The sequence below is a fragment of the Mesorhizobium huakuii genome, from assembly GCF_014189455.1.
In the GTDB taxonomy this organism is placed as follows: Bacteria; Pseudomonadota; Alphaproteobacteria; order Rhizobiales; family Rhizobiaceae; genus Mesorhizobium; species Mesorhizobium huakuii_A.
Genome location: NZ_CP050296.1, coordinates 638,604 through 654,384, shown reverse-complemented (window position 1 = coordinate 654,384; position 15,781 = coordinate 638,604). Strand labels below are relative to the sequence as shown.

General features: G+C 65.5%; 16 protein-coding genes and 1 pseudogene. 10 read left to right on the top strand and 7 right to left on the bottom strand.

Going from position 1 to position 15,781, the window contains the following annotated elements:
• Positions 1–28: 28 nt before the first annotated feature.
• The 3 genes from HB778_RS03230 to HB778_RS03220 are packed head-to-tail and all read right to left on the bottom strand — an operon-like array spanning position 29 to position 3,829.
• Positions 29–2,287: a xanthine dehydrogenase family protein molybdopterin-binding subunit gene (locus tag HB778_RS03230; RefSeq protein ID WP_183461432.1), complete on the bottom strand. Its 2,259-nt coding sequence runs from the start codon at positions 2,285–2,287 to the stop codon at positions 29–31.
• The gene (locus tag HB778_RS03225) at positions 2,277–3,335 is read right to left on the bottom strand and encodes an FAD binding domain-containing protein (protein ID WP_183461430.1); all 1,059 of its coding nucleotides are present in this window, start codon (positions 3,333–3,335) and stop codon (positions 2,277–2,279) included. Before HB778_RS03225 ends, HB778_RS03230 begins: the two co-directional genes overlap by 11 nt.
• Positions 3,332–3,829 carry a (2Fe-2S)-binding protein gene (locus tag HB778_RS03220; RefSeq protein ID WP_183461428.1) on the bottom strand — a complete coding sequence of 166 codons (498 nt, stop codon included), beginning with the start codon at positions 3,827–3,829 and terminating at the stop codon, positions 3,332–3,334. The genes HB778_RS03225 and HB778_RS03220 overlap by 4 nt, the downstream gene beginning before the upstream one ends.
• 279 nt (positions 3,830–4,108) lie before the next feature.
• Between HB778_RS03220 and HB778_RS03215 the strand changes: the two genes are divergently transcribed.
• The 8 genes and pseudogenes from HB778_RS03215 to HB778_RS41190 all read left to right on the top strand — a co-directional run bounded on the left by HB778_RS03215 (position 4,109) and on the right by HB778_RS41190 (position 10,655).
• Positions 4,109–4,729 carry a TetR/AcrR family transcriptional regulator gene (locus HB778_RS03215; protein ID WP_183461426.1) on the top strand — a complete coding sequence of 207 codons (621 nt, stop codon included), beginning with the start codon at positions 4,109–4,111 and terminating at the stop codon, positions 4,727–4,729.
• Between the two features lie 149 nt (positions 4,730–4,878).
• Positions 4,879–5,622: a DeoR/GlpR family DNA-binding transcription regulator gene (locus tag HB778_RS03210; protein WP_183461424.1), complete on the top strand. Its 744-nt coding sequence runs from the start codon at positions 4,879–4,881 to the stop codon at positions 5,620–5,622.
• A gap of 117 nt (positions 5,623–5,739) precedes the next feature.
• Positions 5,740–5,922, top strand: a pseudogene (locus HB778_RS42740) (ATP-binding cassette domain-containing protein); the annotation flags it as partial.
• A gap of 91 nt (positions 5,923–6,013) precedes the next feature.
• The gene (locus tag HB778_RS41200) at positions 6,014–7,312 is read left to right on the top strand and encodes a sugar ABC transporter ATP-binding protein (protein ID WP_280515949.1); all 1,299 of its coding nucleotides are present in this window, start codon (positions 6,014–6,016) and stop codon (positions 7,310–7,312) included.
• Positions 7,309–8,295: an ABC transporter permease gene (locus HB778_RS03200; RefSeq protein ID WP_183461422.1), complete on the top strand. Its 987-nt coding sequence runs from the start codon at positions 7,309–7,311 to the stop codon at positions 8,293–8,295. Before HB778_RS41200 ends, HB778_RS03200 begins: the two co-directional genes overlap by 4 nt.
• A gap of 77 nt (positions 8,296–8,372) precedes the next feature.
• Positions 8,373–9,524 (top strand): substrate-binding domain-containing protein, encoded by a 1,152-nt coding sequence (locus HB778_RS03195; protein ID WP_183461420.1) that lies wholly within the window; start codon positions 8,373–8,375, stop codon positions 9,522–9,524.
• A 133-nt stretch (positions 9,525–9,657) separates the two neighbouring features.
• The gene (locus HB778_RS41195; protein ID WP_244661786.1) at positions 9,658–10,152 is read left to right on the top strand and encodes a hypothetical protein; all 495 of its coding nucleotides are present in this window, start codon (positions 9,658–9,660) and stop codon (positions 10,150–10,152) included.
• Entirely contained in the window at positions 10,038–10,655 is a 618-nt protein-coding gene (locus tag HB778_RS41190; protein ID WP_244661785.1) for a bestrophin family ion channel, read from the top strand. Before HB778_RS41195 ends, HB778_RS41190 begins: the two co-directional genes overlap by 115 nt.
• Before the next feature lie 19 nt (positions 10,656–10,674).
• Here HB778_RS41190 and HB778_RS03185 read toward each other — a convergent pair whose 3' ends face one another.
• From HB778_RS03185 to HB778_RS03170, 4 genes are all read right to left on the bottom strand, one after another.
• A complete protein-coding gene (locus tag HB778_RS03185; RefSeq protein WP_032930995.1) occupies positions 10,675–10,947 on the bottom strand; it encodes a hypothetical protein in 273 nt (90 codons plus the stop codon).
• Positions 10,948–11,069: 122 nt separating this feature from the next.
• Positions 11,070–12,074 carry a zinc-dependent alcohol dehydrogenase family protein gene (locus tag HB778_RS03180; RefSeq protein ID WP_183461419.1) on the bottom strand — a complete coding sequence of 335 codons (1,005 nt, stop codon included), beginning with the start codon at positions 12,072–12,074 and terminating at the stop codon, positions 11,070–11,072.
• 43 nt (positions 12,075–12,117) lie between these two features.
• Positions 12,118–12,390 carry a hypothetical protein gene (locus HB778_RS03175; protein WP_183461417.1) on the bottom strand — a complete coding sequence of 91 codons (273 nt, stop codon included), beginning with the start codon at positions 12,388–12,390 and terminating at the stop codon, positions 12,118–12,120.
• A gap of 354 nt (positions 12,391–12,744) precedes the next feature.
• On the bottom strand, positions 12,745–13,494 hold the full coding sequence (locus HB778_RS03170) for a DUF899 domain-containing protein (RefSeq protein WP_183461415.1): 750 nt from the start codon (positions 13,492–13,494) through the stop codon (positions 12,745–12,747).
• Positions 13,495–13,867: 373 nt separating this feature from the next.
• Here HB778_RS03170 and HB778_RS03165 point away from each other — a divergent pair, with 373 nt between their 5' ends.
• Together HB778_RS03165 and HB778_RS03160 are read left to right on the top strand one after the other, a co-directional pair.
• Positions 13,868–15,088 carry a helix-turn-helix domain-containing protein gene (locus tag HB778_RS03165; protein WP_183461413.1) on the top strand — a complete coding sequence of 407 codons (1,221 nt, stop codon included), beginning with the start codon at positions 13,868–13,870 and terminating at the stop codon, positions 15,086–15,088.
• Between the two features lie 33 nt (positions 15,089–15,121).
• A complete protein-coding gene (locus HB778_RS03160; RefSeq protein ID WP_183461411.1) occupies positions 15,122–15,754 on the top strand; it encodes a Vgb family protein in 633 nt (210 codons plus the stop codon).
• Positions 15,755–15,781: the final 27 nt, after the last annotated feature.

The following is a 15,781-nucleotide window of genomic DNA, read 5'->3' as shown; positions in this document are numbered from 1 at the left end:
CGCTTTCGCTCCGGGCGTTCGCCACTTCTCAGGCCAGCAGATCCTCGATGCGGATCGGAAAGCGGCGGGGCCGCACGCCGGTTGCATGCCAGACCGCGTTGGCAACCGCGCCAGCCGTGCCGGTGACGCCGATTTCGCCGACGCCCTTGATGCCGAGCGCATTGACGTAAGGGTCGTCCTCATGGACCAGGATCGCCTCGACCGACGGCACGTCGGCATTCACCGGGACATGGTATTCGGCGAGGTTGGCATTCTGGATCCGGCCCGTGCGCCGGTCGGTGATGGCTTCCTCGTGCAGCGCGAAGGAGACGCCCCAGATCATGCCGCCATAATACTGGCTGCGCACAAGCCTGGGATTGATGACTCGCCCTGCGGCGAAGGCGCCGACCAGCCTTGTGACGCGGATCTGGCCGAAATCGGGATCGACCTTGACCTCGGCGAAGACGGCGCCATGCGCGTGCTTGGCATAGGTCTCCTGGGACGCCGGGTCTGGAGCGCCCTTGCCGTGGCCTTCGATCTCCGTCAGGCCGGCGCGTGTGAGGATCTCGGCGTAACCTTCGCTGCGATTTTCGTCGTCGCTGCGATACAGCCGGCCGCCGCGCGCCACAACGCCTTCATTGCCGGCGCCGAACAGCGGCGAGGCCTCGTTGCCGGTGGCGAGATCGGCGAGCCTGGCGATCACGGCGGCACCGGCATTGTGGATCGCCATGCCGGCCGTCGCCGTATGGCCGGAGCCGCCGGCAATGCCCGCATTGGGCAGGTCGGAGCTGCCGGCCCTAAAGTCGACCTGGTCGATGTCGAGCCCCAGCCCATCGGCGGCGATCTGGGCGAAGGCGGTCCAGGCGCCTTGCCCCATGTCCTGCGCGCCGGTCTCCATCAGGCCGCTGCCATCGGCCTTGAGCACCGCTCGCGCTTCGGCCTGGAACATGATGGCCGGGAAGGTCGCCGTGCCCACGCCCCAGCCGGTGAGGAAACCGTCGGCGTCGCGCATCAGTCGCGGCTGCAGCGGGCGGCTCGCCCAGTCGAATGCCTTCGCGGCTTGGCTATAGCATTCGCGCAGCGCCTTGGAGGAAAACGGCTTGCCGGTCATCGGCTCGACCTCGGCATAGTTCCTGAGCCGGAATTCCAGCGGGTCCATGCCGCAGGCATGCGCCGCCTCATCGATGGCGCTTTCGAGCGCGATCGAGCCGGTGGCTTCGCCGGGCGCGCGCATGAACAGCGGCGTCCCGGTGTCGAGCCGCACCGCCTCGTGCGAAGTGGTGATGGCAGGGCTGGCATAGAGCGTGTGCGAGGCATCCGCCGCCGGTTCGAAGAAATCGTCGAAGGTGCTCGACGTGGTCTTGGCGTGATGGTCGATGGCCGTCAGCCGCCCCTCGCCATCCATGCCCATGCGCAGGGTCTGGCGCGTCGGCGCGCGGTGGCCGACCGGCCCGTACATCTGCTCGCGCCGCAGCACCAGCTTGACGGGACGGCCAACGAGACGCGCCGCCAGGATGCCCAGCACCTGCGGCCCGGAAATCATGCCTTTCGACCCGAAGCCGCCGCCGAGGAAAGGGCTGCGGATGTGGATGTTTTGCGGCGCGATGCCAAACAGGCCGGCGATGCGGCCCTGCGCCATGGCCAGGCCCTGGCTCGGCGTGTCGATCGACAGCCGGTCGCCATCCCAGGCGGCGACGATCGCGTGCGGCTCCATGGCGTTGTGGTACTGGGCCGGCGTCTCGTAGGTGGCCTCGATCCGCGTCTTCGCCGATTTGAGGCCGGCCTCGACATCGCCCTTGTGCTGAACGGCCGGATTGCCGACGCCGACCCCACGCGGCACGAAGCTTTCGGCATCGTCGAGACCGACGCGCGCCGGCAGCGCTTCATAGCGCGGCGAAAGCAGCGCCGCCCCCTCGGTCGCCGCCTCCAGCGTTTCGGCGATCACCACGGCGATGCTCTGGTTGGGGTAGCGAACCCGGTCGTTCTGCAGCAGGTCGAGCCGGAACATGAAGGGATGGTCCTTGGCATCCGGGTCGGCGGCGAGCGCCGGCCGGTTCTTGGGCGTCATCACCTCGACCACGCCCTTGTGCGCCTTGGCTGCCTCGATATCCAGCGAGGCAACGCGCCCGCGCGCGATGCTGGAGACAGCGAGCACGGCGTAGAGCATGCCGGACGGATGGTTGTCGGCCGCGTAGCGCGCGGCTCCGGTAACTTTCAGGAAGCCGTCGCGGCGTGTCAGTGGCTGACCGATGCTGGAGCCCTGCCTGATATGGGCGGGTTGCTGGTTGAGGCTGAGTTCAAGCGTCATGGCGCGCTCCGGGAGCGGAGGAAAAGGGGGAGGCAGGGAGGGCCGGCAGCCGCTCGGGCGTTCCCGCCAGGGCAGACGTCAGCGCCCTGACCACGATGCGGCGGGCAAGCTCGATCTTGAACGCATTGTCGCCGGAGGGGCTGGCATCGGCCAAGGCGGCGTTCGCCGCGCTGGCGAAGGTCGCCTCGTTGGCATCGGCGCCAAGCAGGACGGCCTCCGCCGAGCGCGCCCGCCACGGCTTGGCCGCGACGCCGCCGAGCGCCAGTCTCGCGGCACGGATCTTGCCGCCATCGACGACAAGTGCCGCTGCGGCCGAGACGACGGCGAAAGCATAGGAGGTGCGCTCGCGGACTTTCAGGTAACGGGCATTGGCGGCGAAGGAGGCGGCCTCCGCCGGCAGGCGCACCGCCACGATCAGGTCGCCGGGCTCAAGCGCATTCTCCCGCTGCGGCGTTTCGCCAGGAAGCCGGTGGAATTCCGCCAGCGTGACGTGGCGCCGGCCCTCCTTGCCCTCGATCTCGACGACGGCGTCGAGTGCCACCAGCGGCACGCAGAAGTCCGACGGATGGGTGGCGATGCAGGCATCGCTCCAGCCGAGTACTGCGTGCAGGCGGTTCTCGCCACCCAGTGCATCGCAGCCGGCGCCGGGCTCGCGCTTGTTGCAGGCGCTGGCGGTGTCGTAGAAATAGCTGCAGCGCGTGCGCTGCAGGAGATTGCCGCCGACCGTGGCGGCGTTGCGAAGCTGCGCCGAGGCTCCCGACAGCAGCGCTTCGGCCACCGCCGGATAGGCTTTTGCGAACGCCGCGTCGTGGGCGAGATCGGCATTGCGGACCAGCGCACCGATGCGCAGGCCGCCATCGTCCAGCCGCTCGATGCGGTTGAGTTCCGGCAGCCGCGAGATGTCGACGATGCGCTCGGGGCTGGCGATGCCGCCTTTCATCAGGTCGAGCAGATTGGTGCCGCCGGCCAGGTAGGCCGAACCCGGCTCGGCCGCCGCCGCGATGGCGTCGGGAATGGTGGCGGGCCTGATATAGTCGAAGTCTCTCATGCCGCTGCCCTCCGGTCGGCTGTGGCAAGTTTTTCCTGGGCCTCCAGGACGGCCTCGACGATGCCGCCATAGGCCGCGCAGCGGCATATGTTGCCGCTCAGCCCCTCGCGGATGCGTTCGGGATCGTCGCCGGCCTGTCCCTCGGCGATCAGGCCGAGCGTGCTCATGATCTGGCCGGGCGTGCAGAAACCGCACTGGAAGCCGTCATGGGCGATGAAGGCGGCCTGCACCGGATGCAGCTCTTCACCGTGGGCCACGCCTTCGATGGTCAAGACATCGGCGCCGTCATGGCTGACCGCCAGCGCCAGGCAGGAGTTGATGCGCTTGCCGTCGACCAGCACCGTGCAGGCGCCGCACTGGCCGCGGTCGCAGCCCTTCTTGGTGCCGGTGAGGTCAAGCCGCTCACGCAAGAGGTCGAGCAGGGTTACGCGCGGATCGACCTCCAGCTCGTGTCGGTGTCCGTTGATGGTGAGGGTGATGGGAAGGCTGGTCATGGGCGTCTGGCTCCAGTTTGCTTGACGCGGATGGGACGTGAACTGGTGCCTTGCCGGAGAAGGGCAAGGTAACCTTAAGGTCAGGTGTGGGCGGAGGTGGAGATGACAGCGGATGTCCCGGGAAACAGGCGGGCAGGGGAGATGTCGGCTTGCAGGTTCGAAAGACGTGACATACCGCTTCCCCTTCTTATATGATAAAGGCACTCCACTAAAGCGGAGGCGCCTCCGTTTATTAAGTGGGAGCTGACCCGGCCGGGTTCAAGCCCCCATATTTGGTCCGTGGAGAAAAAATTGGCAGACGCCGACATCGCCGCAGAGAAGGCCGCAGTGGAAAAACCGCTGCGCGCGGATGCACGGCGCAACCGCGACCGGCTGGTCGAGGTGGCGGCGGCCGTGTTTGCCGAGCGCGGCATCGATGCCTCGCTGGAGGAGATCGCGCGGCGCGCCGGCGTCGGCATCGGCACGCTCTACCGGCATTTCCCGACGCGCGAGCATCTGGTCGAGGTGGTCTACCGCCGCGAGGCGGAGGGGCTGTGCGCGGCCGCCGGTGATCTCGCGGCAAAACATCCGTCCGATGTCGCGCTGGAGCAGTGGATGCAGCGCTTCGTCGACTACATCGCCACCAAGCGCGGCCTGGCGACCAGCCTGCGCATCCTGCTCAGCACCAATTCGACGCTGTTCTCGGACACGTCGGGCCGAGTGTCGCAGGCCTTGCGGCAACTGGTCGAGGCGGCGGTGGCCGACGGCACCATCCGCGGCGATGTCGACGCCTCCGACGTGCTGCACGCGCTGTCGGGCATCTATTCGGCGCCCGACACCCCGGAATGGCGCGACCGCTCGCGGCGCTTGGTCAGGCTGTTGATGGACGGGTTGCGGTTCGGGGCGGTCGCCAAGGCCTGACGGTTTCCGCGACCGATCCCAGCCAAGCAAAACCTCGTAGACAGGCGCGTCCGTTAGCCATTGCAGCGCGAACCTGCACACCGGCCTTGCATCTGAATGAGAGCGGTTGTTAAAATCCTCACATTTCACGGGATACACAGGCCCAACGCATGAGTGCTCGCAAGGCGCAAAGGACAGCCCGGCTGATCGATCTGCTGTCGCAGCGGCGGGTCATCCATCTCAGTGAAGCGGCAGCACTTCTCGGCGTCTCCGAGATGACGGTGCGGCGCGACATCGCCACCAACCCGGGGCAGATCGCCTATCTCGGCGGTCACATATTGGCGGCGGCCGAGATCGAGGCCGATGTTCCCTACGAACTGGCGACCGCGGCCGACAGCCATGCGGCGGCGAAGCGCGAAGCCTGCGCGCATGCAGTGCGCAAGATACGGCCCGACGAGACGATCTTCATCGACTGCGGCACGACGCTGATCCATCTGATCGATCTCATTCCCGACAATTATCAAATAACGGCAATATGTTACGCCATGAATGTCGCGGAGCGCCTGAGCCGTAAGCCTAACGTCACGATCATCATGCTGGGTGGCGTCTATCACCCGGCGTCGGCGTCTTTCTCGGGCACGCATGATTTCGACATCTTAAACAGCGTCGGCATCAACGCCGCCTTCCTGTCCGCCGCCGGCGTCGACGCCAAGCGCGGCGCCACCTGCGAGCATTTCCACGAGGCGGTGGTGAAGCAAAAGGTGATGAGCCTGGCACGCGAAAACTACCTGGTCATCGACTCCAGCAAGATCGGCAAGCTCAAGCGCGCCTTTTTCTCAGCCATGGACGGCTTCGACGCCATCGTCACCGAACATGGCGAGGTCGGGCCGGATTCATTCCGGCCGCCAGCCTGACTCCGTTTGACATTTCCCCAAGGTGATGGAAAAGTCACAAAAAAAGTAAGAGAAGTCTCAAAAGAGACTCTCGACAGTCTGGGGTAGGGGACGTCAAAGGGAGGAAGTGCGGGCGTCATGATCGAACCGGGTTCGATTGCGCCACTATCCGATGCCCCCTTGCTGCGCGTCGAGGGCGTCAGGAAGCGGTTCGGCGGCGTCAATGCGCTGCGCGGCGTCAGTCTCGAAATCCTGTCCGGTGAAGTCCACGCCTTGCTCGGCGAAAACGGCGCCGGCAAGTCGACGCTGATCAAGATCCTGAGCGGCGTGCATGTGCATGATGGCGGCGCGATCGAAATCGACGGCAAGCCGGTCTCGTTTTCTTCGCCAGCCCAAGTCGCGCGATGCCGGCGTGGCGGTCGTCTACCAGGATCTGAGCCTGGTCGAATCGCTTTCGGTTGCCGACAATCTGCTTTTGGGGCGAGAGCCGAAGACGCGGCTTGGCTTCCTGAAAAAACGCCAGCTGGTGACGCAGGCAGAAGCCTTCCTCAAATCGCAGAATATCCCGCTCGATGCCCGCGCCATGGTCGGGTCGCTGCCCTTCGCCTATCGCCAGATGACGGAGATCGCCAAGGCGCTGATGGGCGACGTCCGCCTGCTTATCCTCGACGAGCCGACCTCGGCGCTGACCGACGACGAAGAAAAGATCCTGTTCGAGGCGATCCGGGCGGTCGCGGCGCGCGGCGTCGGGGTGATCTACGTCACGCATCGCCTCAACGAGGTCTTCCGCATCTCGAACCGGGTGACTGTGTTCCGCGACGGGCAGAACGCCGGAACCTTCGTCACGGCGCAGACCAATATGCGGCAATTGGTCGGTGCGATCGTCGGGCCGGATCATGCTGTGCTGAAGACGGACGGCGCCGGGCAAAGCACGCCGTCATCGGCTTCCCCTGGTTCATCTCAAAAGCCCGTGCTTGAGTTGAAGAACGTCAGCAATGACAGGCTCGACGGGGTCAGCCTCGAATTGCGCGCTGGCGAAATCCATGGCCTTGCCGGGCTGATCGGCAGCGGACGCACCGAAATCCTGCAAACCATCTTCGGCCTGCGGCCCGTCCAGTCGGGTGAGGCCAGCCTGGACGGCGTCTCGCTGAAAGACATCGATCCGGCGGCAGCAATACGGCAAGGCATCGCGCTGGTGCCGGAGGACCGGCACGTCCAGGGCCTGGTTCTCGAACATTCGATCGAGCGCAACCTGACTTTGCCGCGGTTGCCGTATTTCTCCCGCCTTGGCTGGCTGCAGCGCGGTCCGGCGAGCGAACATGCCAATGCCGCGATGCGCCGGCTTTCCGTCAAGGCGCCAAGCGCGTTGACCCTTGTGAAGAACCTGTCCGGCGGCAACCAGCAGAAGGTCGTGTTCGGCAAATGGAACGAGCCACGGCCGCGCGTGCTGTTGCTCGACGAGCCGACGGTCGGTGTCGATGTCGGCGCGCGCGAGGAGATTTACGGCGTCATTCGTGCTGCGGCGGCGGCAGGAAGCGGGGTGCTGCTGGTGTCTTCGGATCTCTCCGAACTGCTGCAGCTTTGCGACCGCATCTCGATCGTCGTCGATGGCCACGTCACCAGGACGATCGCGCGGCCGGACTTCGGCAGCGCCGAGGACCTCCATCACCTCATTCAACTTTCGCAGCCATCGGAAGAGCACGCGGCATGACCGACACTGAAAGCCCGGCAAAAGCTGCCGTCGATCCGCCGGGAGGTCGCTCGGCCTTGCGGCATCTGCTGCAGGGCGAGCGTCCCTATATGCTCTATGTCGCCTTCGCCATCATGCTGATCGTCTTCAGCCTGGCGTCGCCCTGGTTCCTGTCGATCGACAATTTTCTCAACATCGGCCGGCAGACGACACTGGTCTCGATCATTGCGGTCGGCATGACATTCGTCATCATTTCCAGGCAGATCGACCTGTCGGTCGCCTCGACGCTGGCGCTTTCGGGGATGAGCGCGTCGCTGGCCATGGCGTTCGTCGCCAACAACTGGGTCGTCGGCGCTGTGGCGGGGCTGGGCACCGGGGCGTTGATCGGGCTGATCAACGGCGTCTTGACCACGCGGCTCGAAATCCCGTCCTTCCTGGTGACATTGGGCACGCTGAGCGGCGCGCGCGGGTTGGCGCTGATGGTCACCAACACCAAGCCGGTGATCATCACCAACGAATATTATTTCGCGATCTTCGGCGAGGGCTCGGTGCTCGGCATCCCGGCGCCGATCCTGTGGACGCTCGGCGTCACCATCGCCGGCATCTTGCTGCTGCATTACAGCGTCTACGGGCGGCGGGTCTACGCGGCGGGCGGCAACCCGACGGCGGCACTCTATTCCGGCGTCCACATCAAGCAGGTCACGACGCTGGCCTTCGTGCTGACCGGGACGCTCGCGGGCCTCGCATCGCTGATCCTGTCGGCACGTTCGCACGCGGCGCGGCCCGACGTCGTGCAAGGCATGGAACTCGACGTCATCGCCTCGGTCATCCTCGGCGGCTGCAGCCTGTTCGGCGGCCGCGGCTTCGTGCTCGGCACGCTGCTCGGCAGCCTGATCATCGGCACGCTCAACAACGGTCTGGTGCTGCTCGGCGTCAGCTCGTCGCTGCAACTCGTCATCAAGGGAGCAATCATCGTCGCCGCGGTCGCGTTCACGAGGAGGTAAGGCGCGCACGCGGAAATCAGCAGAAAACCGCCGGCTCCAAACGGCAAAACAAACATCAATATCAACGGAGGAAAGTCATGAACCACTCGGCACGAATCCTGTTCAGCACATTGAGCCTCGCCGCCAGCGCCTTCGCGCTATCGACATCCCCAGGTTTTGCGCAAACGCCCGATACCTGCGTGACCGGCGTCGACCTCGCGACGCTCGGCCCCAAGGGCATTGTCGGGCAAGGCCCGCATGGCGAAAAGGCAGCCTCGCCCGACGAGCTGAAATTGACCGACGACGAAGCCGGCAAGGTCAAGGCCGGCAAGTTCAAGGTCGGCATCTCCATGCAGACGGTGAACCTCGACTGGTCGCAGCTGCAAGTGGCGGGCATCAGCGAAACGCTGGCCAAATACGGCGTCACCGTCACCGGCGTGGCCTCGGCCGAATACCAGGTCGACAAGCAGATCGCCGATATCGAAAACACCATCCAGCAGCATCCCGACGGCATCATTTCCATCCCCGTCGATTTCACCGCGACGGCGCCGACCTACAAGAAGGTGGGCGAGGCCGGCATCAAGCTGGTGTTCATGGACAGCATTCCGGTCGGCCTCTCATCGCCAAAGGATTTTGCCTCGATGATCTCGGCCGACAGCCAGGGCAATGGCCAGATCGCGGCGACGATCCTGGCGTCCTGCATGCCCAAGGGCGGCACGATCGGCCTGGTGAATTTCGGCGTCGACTATTTCAGCACCAATGAGCGCACCAAGGGTGTCAGCGAGTGGATGAAGAAGAACCGGCCCGACATCGTCATGAAGCAGGTCGATTTCACCGATCCCTCGAAAGTGTCGCAGATCGCCGGCGACTTCCTCACCGGCAACCCCGATGTGAAGGGCCTGTACGCGGTGTGGGACCAGCCGGCGCTCGACACGCTCTCCTCGATGCGCGCGCAAGGCATCGACATTCCGATCACCACGGTCGATCTCGGCCTGCAGTCTGCAATCGAGATCGCCAAGGGCGGGCCCCTCAAGGCAACCGGTTCGCAGCGCCCCTATGACCAGGGCGTCGCCGAGGCGCTGGCCATGATGAAGGCGCTGATCGGGCAGCCCACGCCCGCCTGGGTCGGCGTGCAGTCGTTGCCCGTGGTGCAGTCCAACGTGCTGGAATCCTTCAAGACGGTTTTCCACAAGGACCCGCCGGCCGAACTGGTCGACGCCTGCAACAGCGCCAAGCCGAAGTGCAATTGAGGCAGTGACATGGGCGCGGGAGAGATCCCGCGCCCCCGAGCCAGAACGGCCATTCATCGCGCGCACACGGTATGCTAGGCGTCACAGCAAGATAGCTTGATTTGCCTGTTATCCATGTTTTCGAGGGGATGCGATGTATGTGGGCCGTTCCTACAAGGTGACTGATTTTGCGCTGTGGTCGCGGCGCAGCGTTATTTACATGGTCGTGGTGAGCGGACTGGCCGTCGCGGCTTACCGTCTTCCCGGCATTGCAGGGTTCTCGGTGCCATGGTCGGTCGTGCTGGTGCTCGGCACCACCGTGTCGCTGGTCACCGGCTTCAAGAATTCGCAGGTGTTCACCCGCAGCGGCGAGGCGCTGCAGGCGTTCACGCAAATCACCGCCAGCAGCCGGGTGTGGTCCAATTTCTGCCGTGACTTCCTCGACGTGTCGACGGCCAGGCAACTCATCTACCGCCACATCGCCTGGATGACGGCACTGCGCTTTCGCTGCGGCGGCCGATGCCTTGGGAATCCATGGGCAAGGCCGCCAACATCGAGTACCGGCGGCGCTACCATATCCGGGAGGACAAGGGCTCGATCGCCGACGAATTGCGGCCGCTGCTGGCGGAACAGACCGACAAGGTGCTGAAATCGCCGCAGCCGGCGTTGGCTTTGCTCGAAATGCAATCGGTCCAGGTCAACACGCTGTTCAAGGACACCAAGCTTCCCCCGCAGATTTACGTCGAACTGACCAAGCTGATCCGCGATTTCCATGATCAGCAGGCGCGCTGCGACCGCATCAAGAACAATCCCTATCCGCGCCAATACGCCATCGTCAGTTCGATGTTCGTGATGGTCTTCTGCACGCTGTTGCCGTTCGGCGTCGTTCCGGTGTTCGCGGAGATGGGCAAGCTTGGCGGCGTGCTCGGCACGGTCGGGATCTGGCTGACGATCCCGTTCAGCACGCTGCTGGGCTGGGCCTACATGTCGCTCGACCAGGTCGGCGAGAGCAGCGCCAACCCGTTCGAGGGCAACGCCAACGACGTTCCGATCTCGCAGATCTGCCGTGACATCGAGATCGAACTGCGCGCCGGACTTGGCGAAGCTGACCTGCCCAAGCCCTTGCTGCCGGTGAACGATATCGCGACCTGAAGTGCCTGATCTGGCGCGGCTACGCTTTCGCCTCGACCAGGATCACCAGCGATTCCGGCACCACGCCATCATGCGCCATGGCGTCGGCGGCCGCCTTGCTCTGCATCAGCGCGGCCATCTTATCCATGTCCGGAACGTCCATCATTACGGCCACCCGTTTCGGATTCTGCGGATCGACGAAGGTGCGGATGTTGGTGATCCCCAGCGAGCCGAAAAGCTCCTTGCGCTTGGGTGAGCTCAACCAGTGCTTGCTGTCTTTCGTGATGTTGTGATGACCGATGACTGTTGGCATGGCATCCTCCCCAAAGGTGACGCCGGCGGCCGAAATCGCCCGCCTATGCTGCGATCCACCTTTACGGGGCCAATGAGCGCCGTTTCCCGCAGGCTGTCAATTAGCTGTTGCTGATGGACTTCCTAAAGCTCGAGGCAGACTTTCCCAAAATGCTTCTGGGCTCCGTAGTGCGTGAAGGCGGCGGCGATGTCGCGCAGCGGGAAACGGCGGTCGATGACGGGCTTTATGCCGTTGACCTCGATCGCGCGGATCATGTCCTGCTGGTCCGCCCGGCTGCCGATGGAAATACCGCTGATGCGGATCTGGTTCGAAAACACGGCCGGGATCGAGACGTCGGCGGCGAAGCCGGTAAGCACGCCGATCAGGGCGATGTGACCGCCTGTCCGGCAGGCGGCTATCGACTGTGCCAGCGTCGCGGGGCCGCCGACCTCGATCACGTGATCGACGCCGCGTCCGCAGGTCAACTCCCTGGCCTTGCGGCCCCAATCCGGCACCGCCTTGTAGTTGATGACGGCATCGGCGCCGAGGCGGCTTAGCCGCTCCAGCTTCTCCTCGTCGGATGAGGTGGCGATGACCCGGGCGCCGGCGGCCTTGGCGAATTGCAGCGCAAACAGCGACACACTGCCGGTGCCGAGGACCAGGACCGTGTCGCCGGGCTTCACCTTGCCGCAGACGACCAGGCCTCGCCAGGCTGTGACGCCGGTGCAGGTCAGCGCTGCGGCTTGCGCGTGCGTATAGCCCGCTGGAGCTTTGGTGAAGGCCTGCGCGGGCATGCAGACATACTCGCTGGCGAAGCCGTCAAAACTGTCGCCTGGAATGTCGCGCCTTGTGGCGGGTGTCATGTCGCCGTCCAGCCACCATGGATAGAAGGTGCTGACGACGCTGTCGCCGGGCTTGAGCGCATCGACCCCGCTGCCGACGGCGATCACTTCACCCGCGCCGTCGGACAGCGGCACGCGGCCATCGGCCAGCGGCGTCTTGCCCTGCACCGCGAAATCGTCGCGCATGTTCAGCGAGCAGGCGCGGATCCTGACCATCACGTCGTCAGGCCCCGGCTGGGGCGGATCTTCCTCGACCAGATCGAGCCTGTCCAAGCCACCCGGCGCTCTCAGCCTGACGAGCTTCATTGTCTTCTCCGATGTGTGGGGTGTTTCGATACGGGGGCTGGGCCTATCGGATCTGGCGTCCGGAAATCACCCGCAGCCAGGGTGCCAGGTGGAAGGCGCTCATCAAGAGATACATGGCCGGCATCCCGGTCAAAGACGGGCCGGTCAGCGGCGAGGCGCCCATGCACAGCATAGCCGCGTCACTGCCCTGAAGGCAGGAGAGCAGTGCCATCACCGCGAAAGTCGGGGCGGCGGCGAGGCAGAGCCAGTCGACTGTGCCGAGGGCGGCTGTGTTTTCAGGGGTTGCGCTGCCGGTGCCAGAATGGATATCGCTCATAATCTTAATCCCTTAATGGTTGCGGCCCGTCAGAATCTGCGTTCCTCGCCCCACTTTCGTCTAGGCTATGGGTGATTGGCGTGACTGATCAGGGCCATGCTTGATTGGCAGGTGGTTCCCCCAATCCGTCGCTGCTTCGCAGCGCCACCTTTCCCCCCTCCGGAGGAAAGGAAGGGAGCGTTGCTGGACGAGCGTTGACGGCAAAAAGCCAGGCGCCTTTCCTCTACCCCGTCGATCGGGGGTCCGAAGGACGGGCGAGACCCGTGGCTCGCCCCGGCAGGTGGCTCGGCGAAGCCGAGACGGAGTGGGGGTCGACCAACGCGGCACAAGGGGGCTTGCTCTCGTCAGTCCCAGCTACTCGCCCTTATCCCTGAACGCGGCTTCGCCCGCGGCCGCCACTTCGGCCCATTTCTTGTCGGCTCCGGCTTCGTAATTGTCGTGCCAGTTCCACCAGCTGTAGAGCGGGGTCTGGGGATAGCCCTCGGGCGAATCCTCCCAGACCTCCTGGCGGCCGAGCGGGGTGGCGTCGAGATAGCTCCAGACCGTGCCCATCGCCTCGTCGCCGCGGCTGTTGATGAAATAGGTGCGGAAGACGCGGTCGCCGTCTTGGATGAAGACGTTGTGGCCGTGCCACTCGTCGACGCCGAAATCCTTGTCGAAGCTGTCGGTGATTGTGTACCAGGGCATCTCCCAGCCCATCCGCGTCTTCAGCCGCGCAATGTCGTCCTGCGGTGCGCGCGAAGCGTAGGCAAGCGTGGTGTTGCGGGCATTGAGATGGGCGAGGTGGCCGACCTGGTCGGCGCCGAGCGAGCAGCCGCGGCAGGCATGATCGGGCCAGCCATAGACGCCCGGTTCGAAGAAGGCGCGGTAGACGATCAGCTGGCGGCGGCCTTCGAACAGGTCGAGCAGGCTTGCCTTGCCGTTGGGGCCTTCGAACACATAGGCCTTGTCCACTTCCATCCACGGCATGCGCCGGCGTTCGGCGGCAAGCGCGTCCTTGGCGCGCAGCGTCGCCTTTTCCTTCACCAGCATCTTTTCGCGCGCGGCGTCCCAATCCTGCCTGGAAACGATCGGCGGGGTCTGCATCGTCATGTGCTTGGTCATTGGTCTTCTCCTTTGCCAGTGGTGCCATCGCGGGCTACCTGGGGATCCAGGCTAGAGCGATGAAGCGGTGTGGGGTGAGTTACATCTGCGACGGGATTTACATCCTCCGGCCCGGCGCAGCAGGGGTGGTGGGGCCGTGCGGCGTGTTCGAGATTGTCGGTTGCAGGCATTTTCAACTACCTCTAATGAGATGCTTAATATGAATACCTGAGATGCTCAGGCTAGCTAGCGCCGGAATTGGCGTCAACCGCGCCGGTGGTGCCCTCAGCCACATGGCTAGGTCTCCCCTGGCTCGATGCGACTTGCTGGCCGGCAGTGGTGATTTAAGTTAGGGCGGTGCGGGGGTGGGAGTTACAAGTGTGACGGGATTTGAATGGACTCGCTGATCACGGCGGCAGCGCTGGCGCTGGCGGCGGGCGATCCGCTCGGCGCGCTCGACCGCGTCGCGCTCCGCGAAGATGCGCCGGCGCTGGCGCTGCGCGGCATCGCCATGGCGCAGCTCGGCGATTTCGATCGCGCCAAGCTGCTCTTGCGCCGGGCGGCCCGCGCGTTCAGCCCGAAAGAGGCCGTCGCGCGCGCCAGATGCGTCGTCGCCGAGGCCGAGATCGCGCTGGTCTCGCGTGATCTGGGCTGGCCGGCCAAGGCGCTCGACGCGGCACGCACCACGCTGGAAAAGCATGGCGACCGGCTGAACGCGGCGCATGCCGGCCACCTCAAGGTGCGGCGCCTGCTGCTGATCGGCCGGCTCGACGAGGCCGAGCATGTGCTGGCCGGGCTCGACCCGACGCCGCTGCCGCCGGCCGCGCGGGCCGCACATGAACTCGCCGTCGCCGGCATCGCCATGCGGCGTCTGCGGACCCGGCCGGCGCGCGCGGCGCTGGAATGGGCACGCAACGCCGCCCGCCAGGCCGGCATTCCCGGCCTGATGGCGGAGGTCGCCACCGCATCGCTGGCGCTGGAAACGCCGGCGGCGCGGCTGATCACCCACGGTACGGAGCGACCGCTGCTGCTCGAAGAGGTCGAGGCGCTGCAGGCATCGACGGCACTGGTCGTCGATGCTTTTCGCTATGCCGTGCGCGCCGGGGACAGGACGGTCTCGCTGGCGAGCCGGCCGGTGCTGTTTTCGCTGGCGCGTGCGCTCGCTGAAGCCTGGCCCGGGGATGTCTCGCGCGAGGAGCTCGTGGCGCGGGCCTTTGGCGGCAAGCATGCCGATGAATCGCACCGCGCCCGGCTGCGCGTCGAGATCGGCCGGCTGCGCGTCGAGCTTGCCGCGCTGGCCGACATCAGCGCCACCAAGCGCGGCTTCACGCTGGCGCCGCGCCAGGCGCGCGCGGTGATGGTGCTGGCGCGGCCGATCGAGGAACGCCACGCGGCGGTGCTGGCCTTGCTCGCCGACGGCGAAGCCTGGTCGAGCTCGGCGCTGGCGCTGGCGCTCGGAACCGGCCAGCGCAGCGTGCAGCGGGCGCTCGAGCCGCTCGCCGAGGCCGGCAAGGTGCAGTCTTTCGGCCACGGCCGGGCGCGCCGCTGGATGACGCCGCCAGTGGCCGGATTCACGACCACCTTGTTACTCCCGGCGCCGCTGCCAAGCAGTTAGGAAGGGTGGATGACCACAATCGAGGATCAAGACATGAAACATTCACCGGCCGAAATCCTGCGCGAATACGGACCCTTTCCCGGTGTGGAGCGGATACATGGGGTGAGCTTTGACGGCGAGAATGTCTGGTTCGCCTCGGGCGACAGGCTGAATGCCTTCGATCCGCAAAGCGGACAGCCACTGCGCTCGATCGATGTCGCCGCCCATGCCGGCACCGCCTATGACGGCCGGTATTTCTACCAGCTCGCCGATGACCGCATCCAGAAGATCGACCCCGATACTGGTGCGGTGCTCTCCACCATCCCGGCGCCCGGCGGCGGCCGCGACTCCGGGCTGACCTGGGCCGAAGGCACGCTCTGGGTGGGGCAGTACCGCGAGCGCAAGATCCACCAGATCGATCCCGAGACCGGGAAAATCCTGCGCAGCATCGAATCCAGCCGTTTCGTCACCGGCGTGACCTGGGTGGACGGCGAGCTGTGGCACGGCACCTGGGAAGGCGACGAGAGCGATCTGCGTCGTGTCGACCCCAAGACCGGCAAGCTCCTGGAACGGCTCGACATGCCGGCCGGCATGACCGTCTCGGGACTGGAATCCGACGGCGGTGACCGCCTCTACTGCGGCAGCACATCCACCGGGGTGGTGCGGGCGGTGCGCCGGCCGAAATGAGCCGGTTCCCCTGACGCAGACATCGGG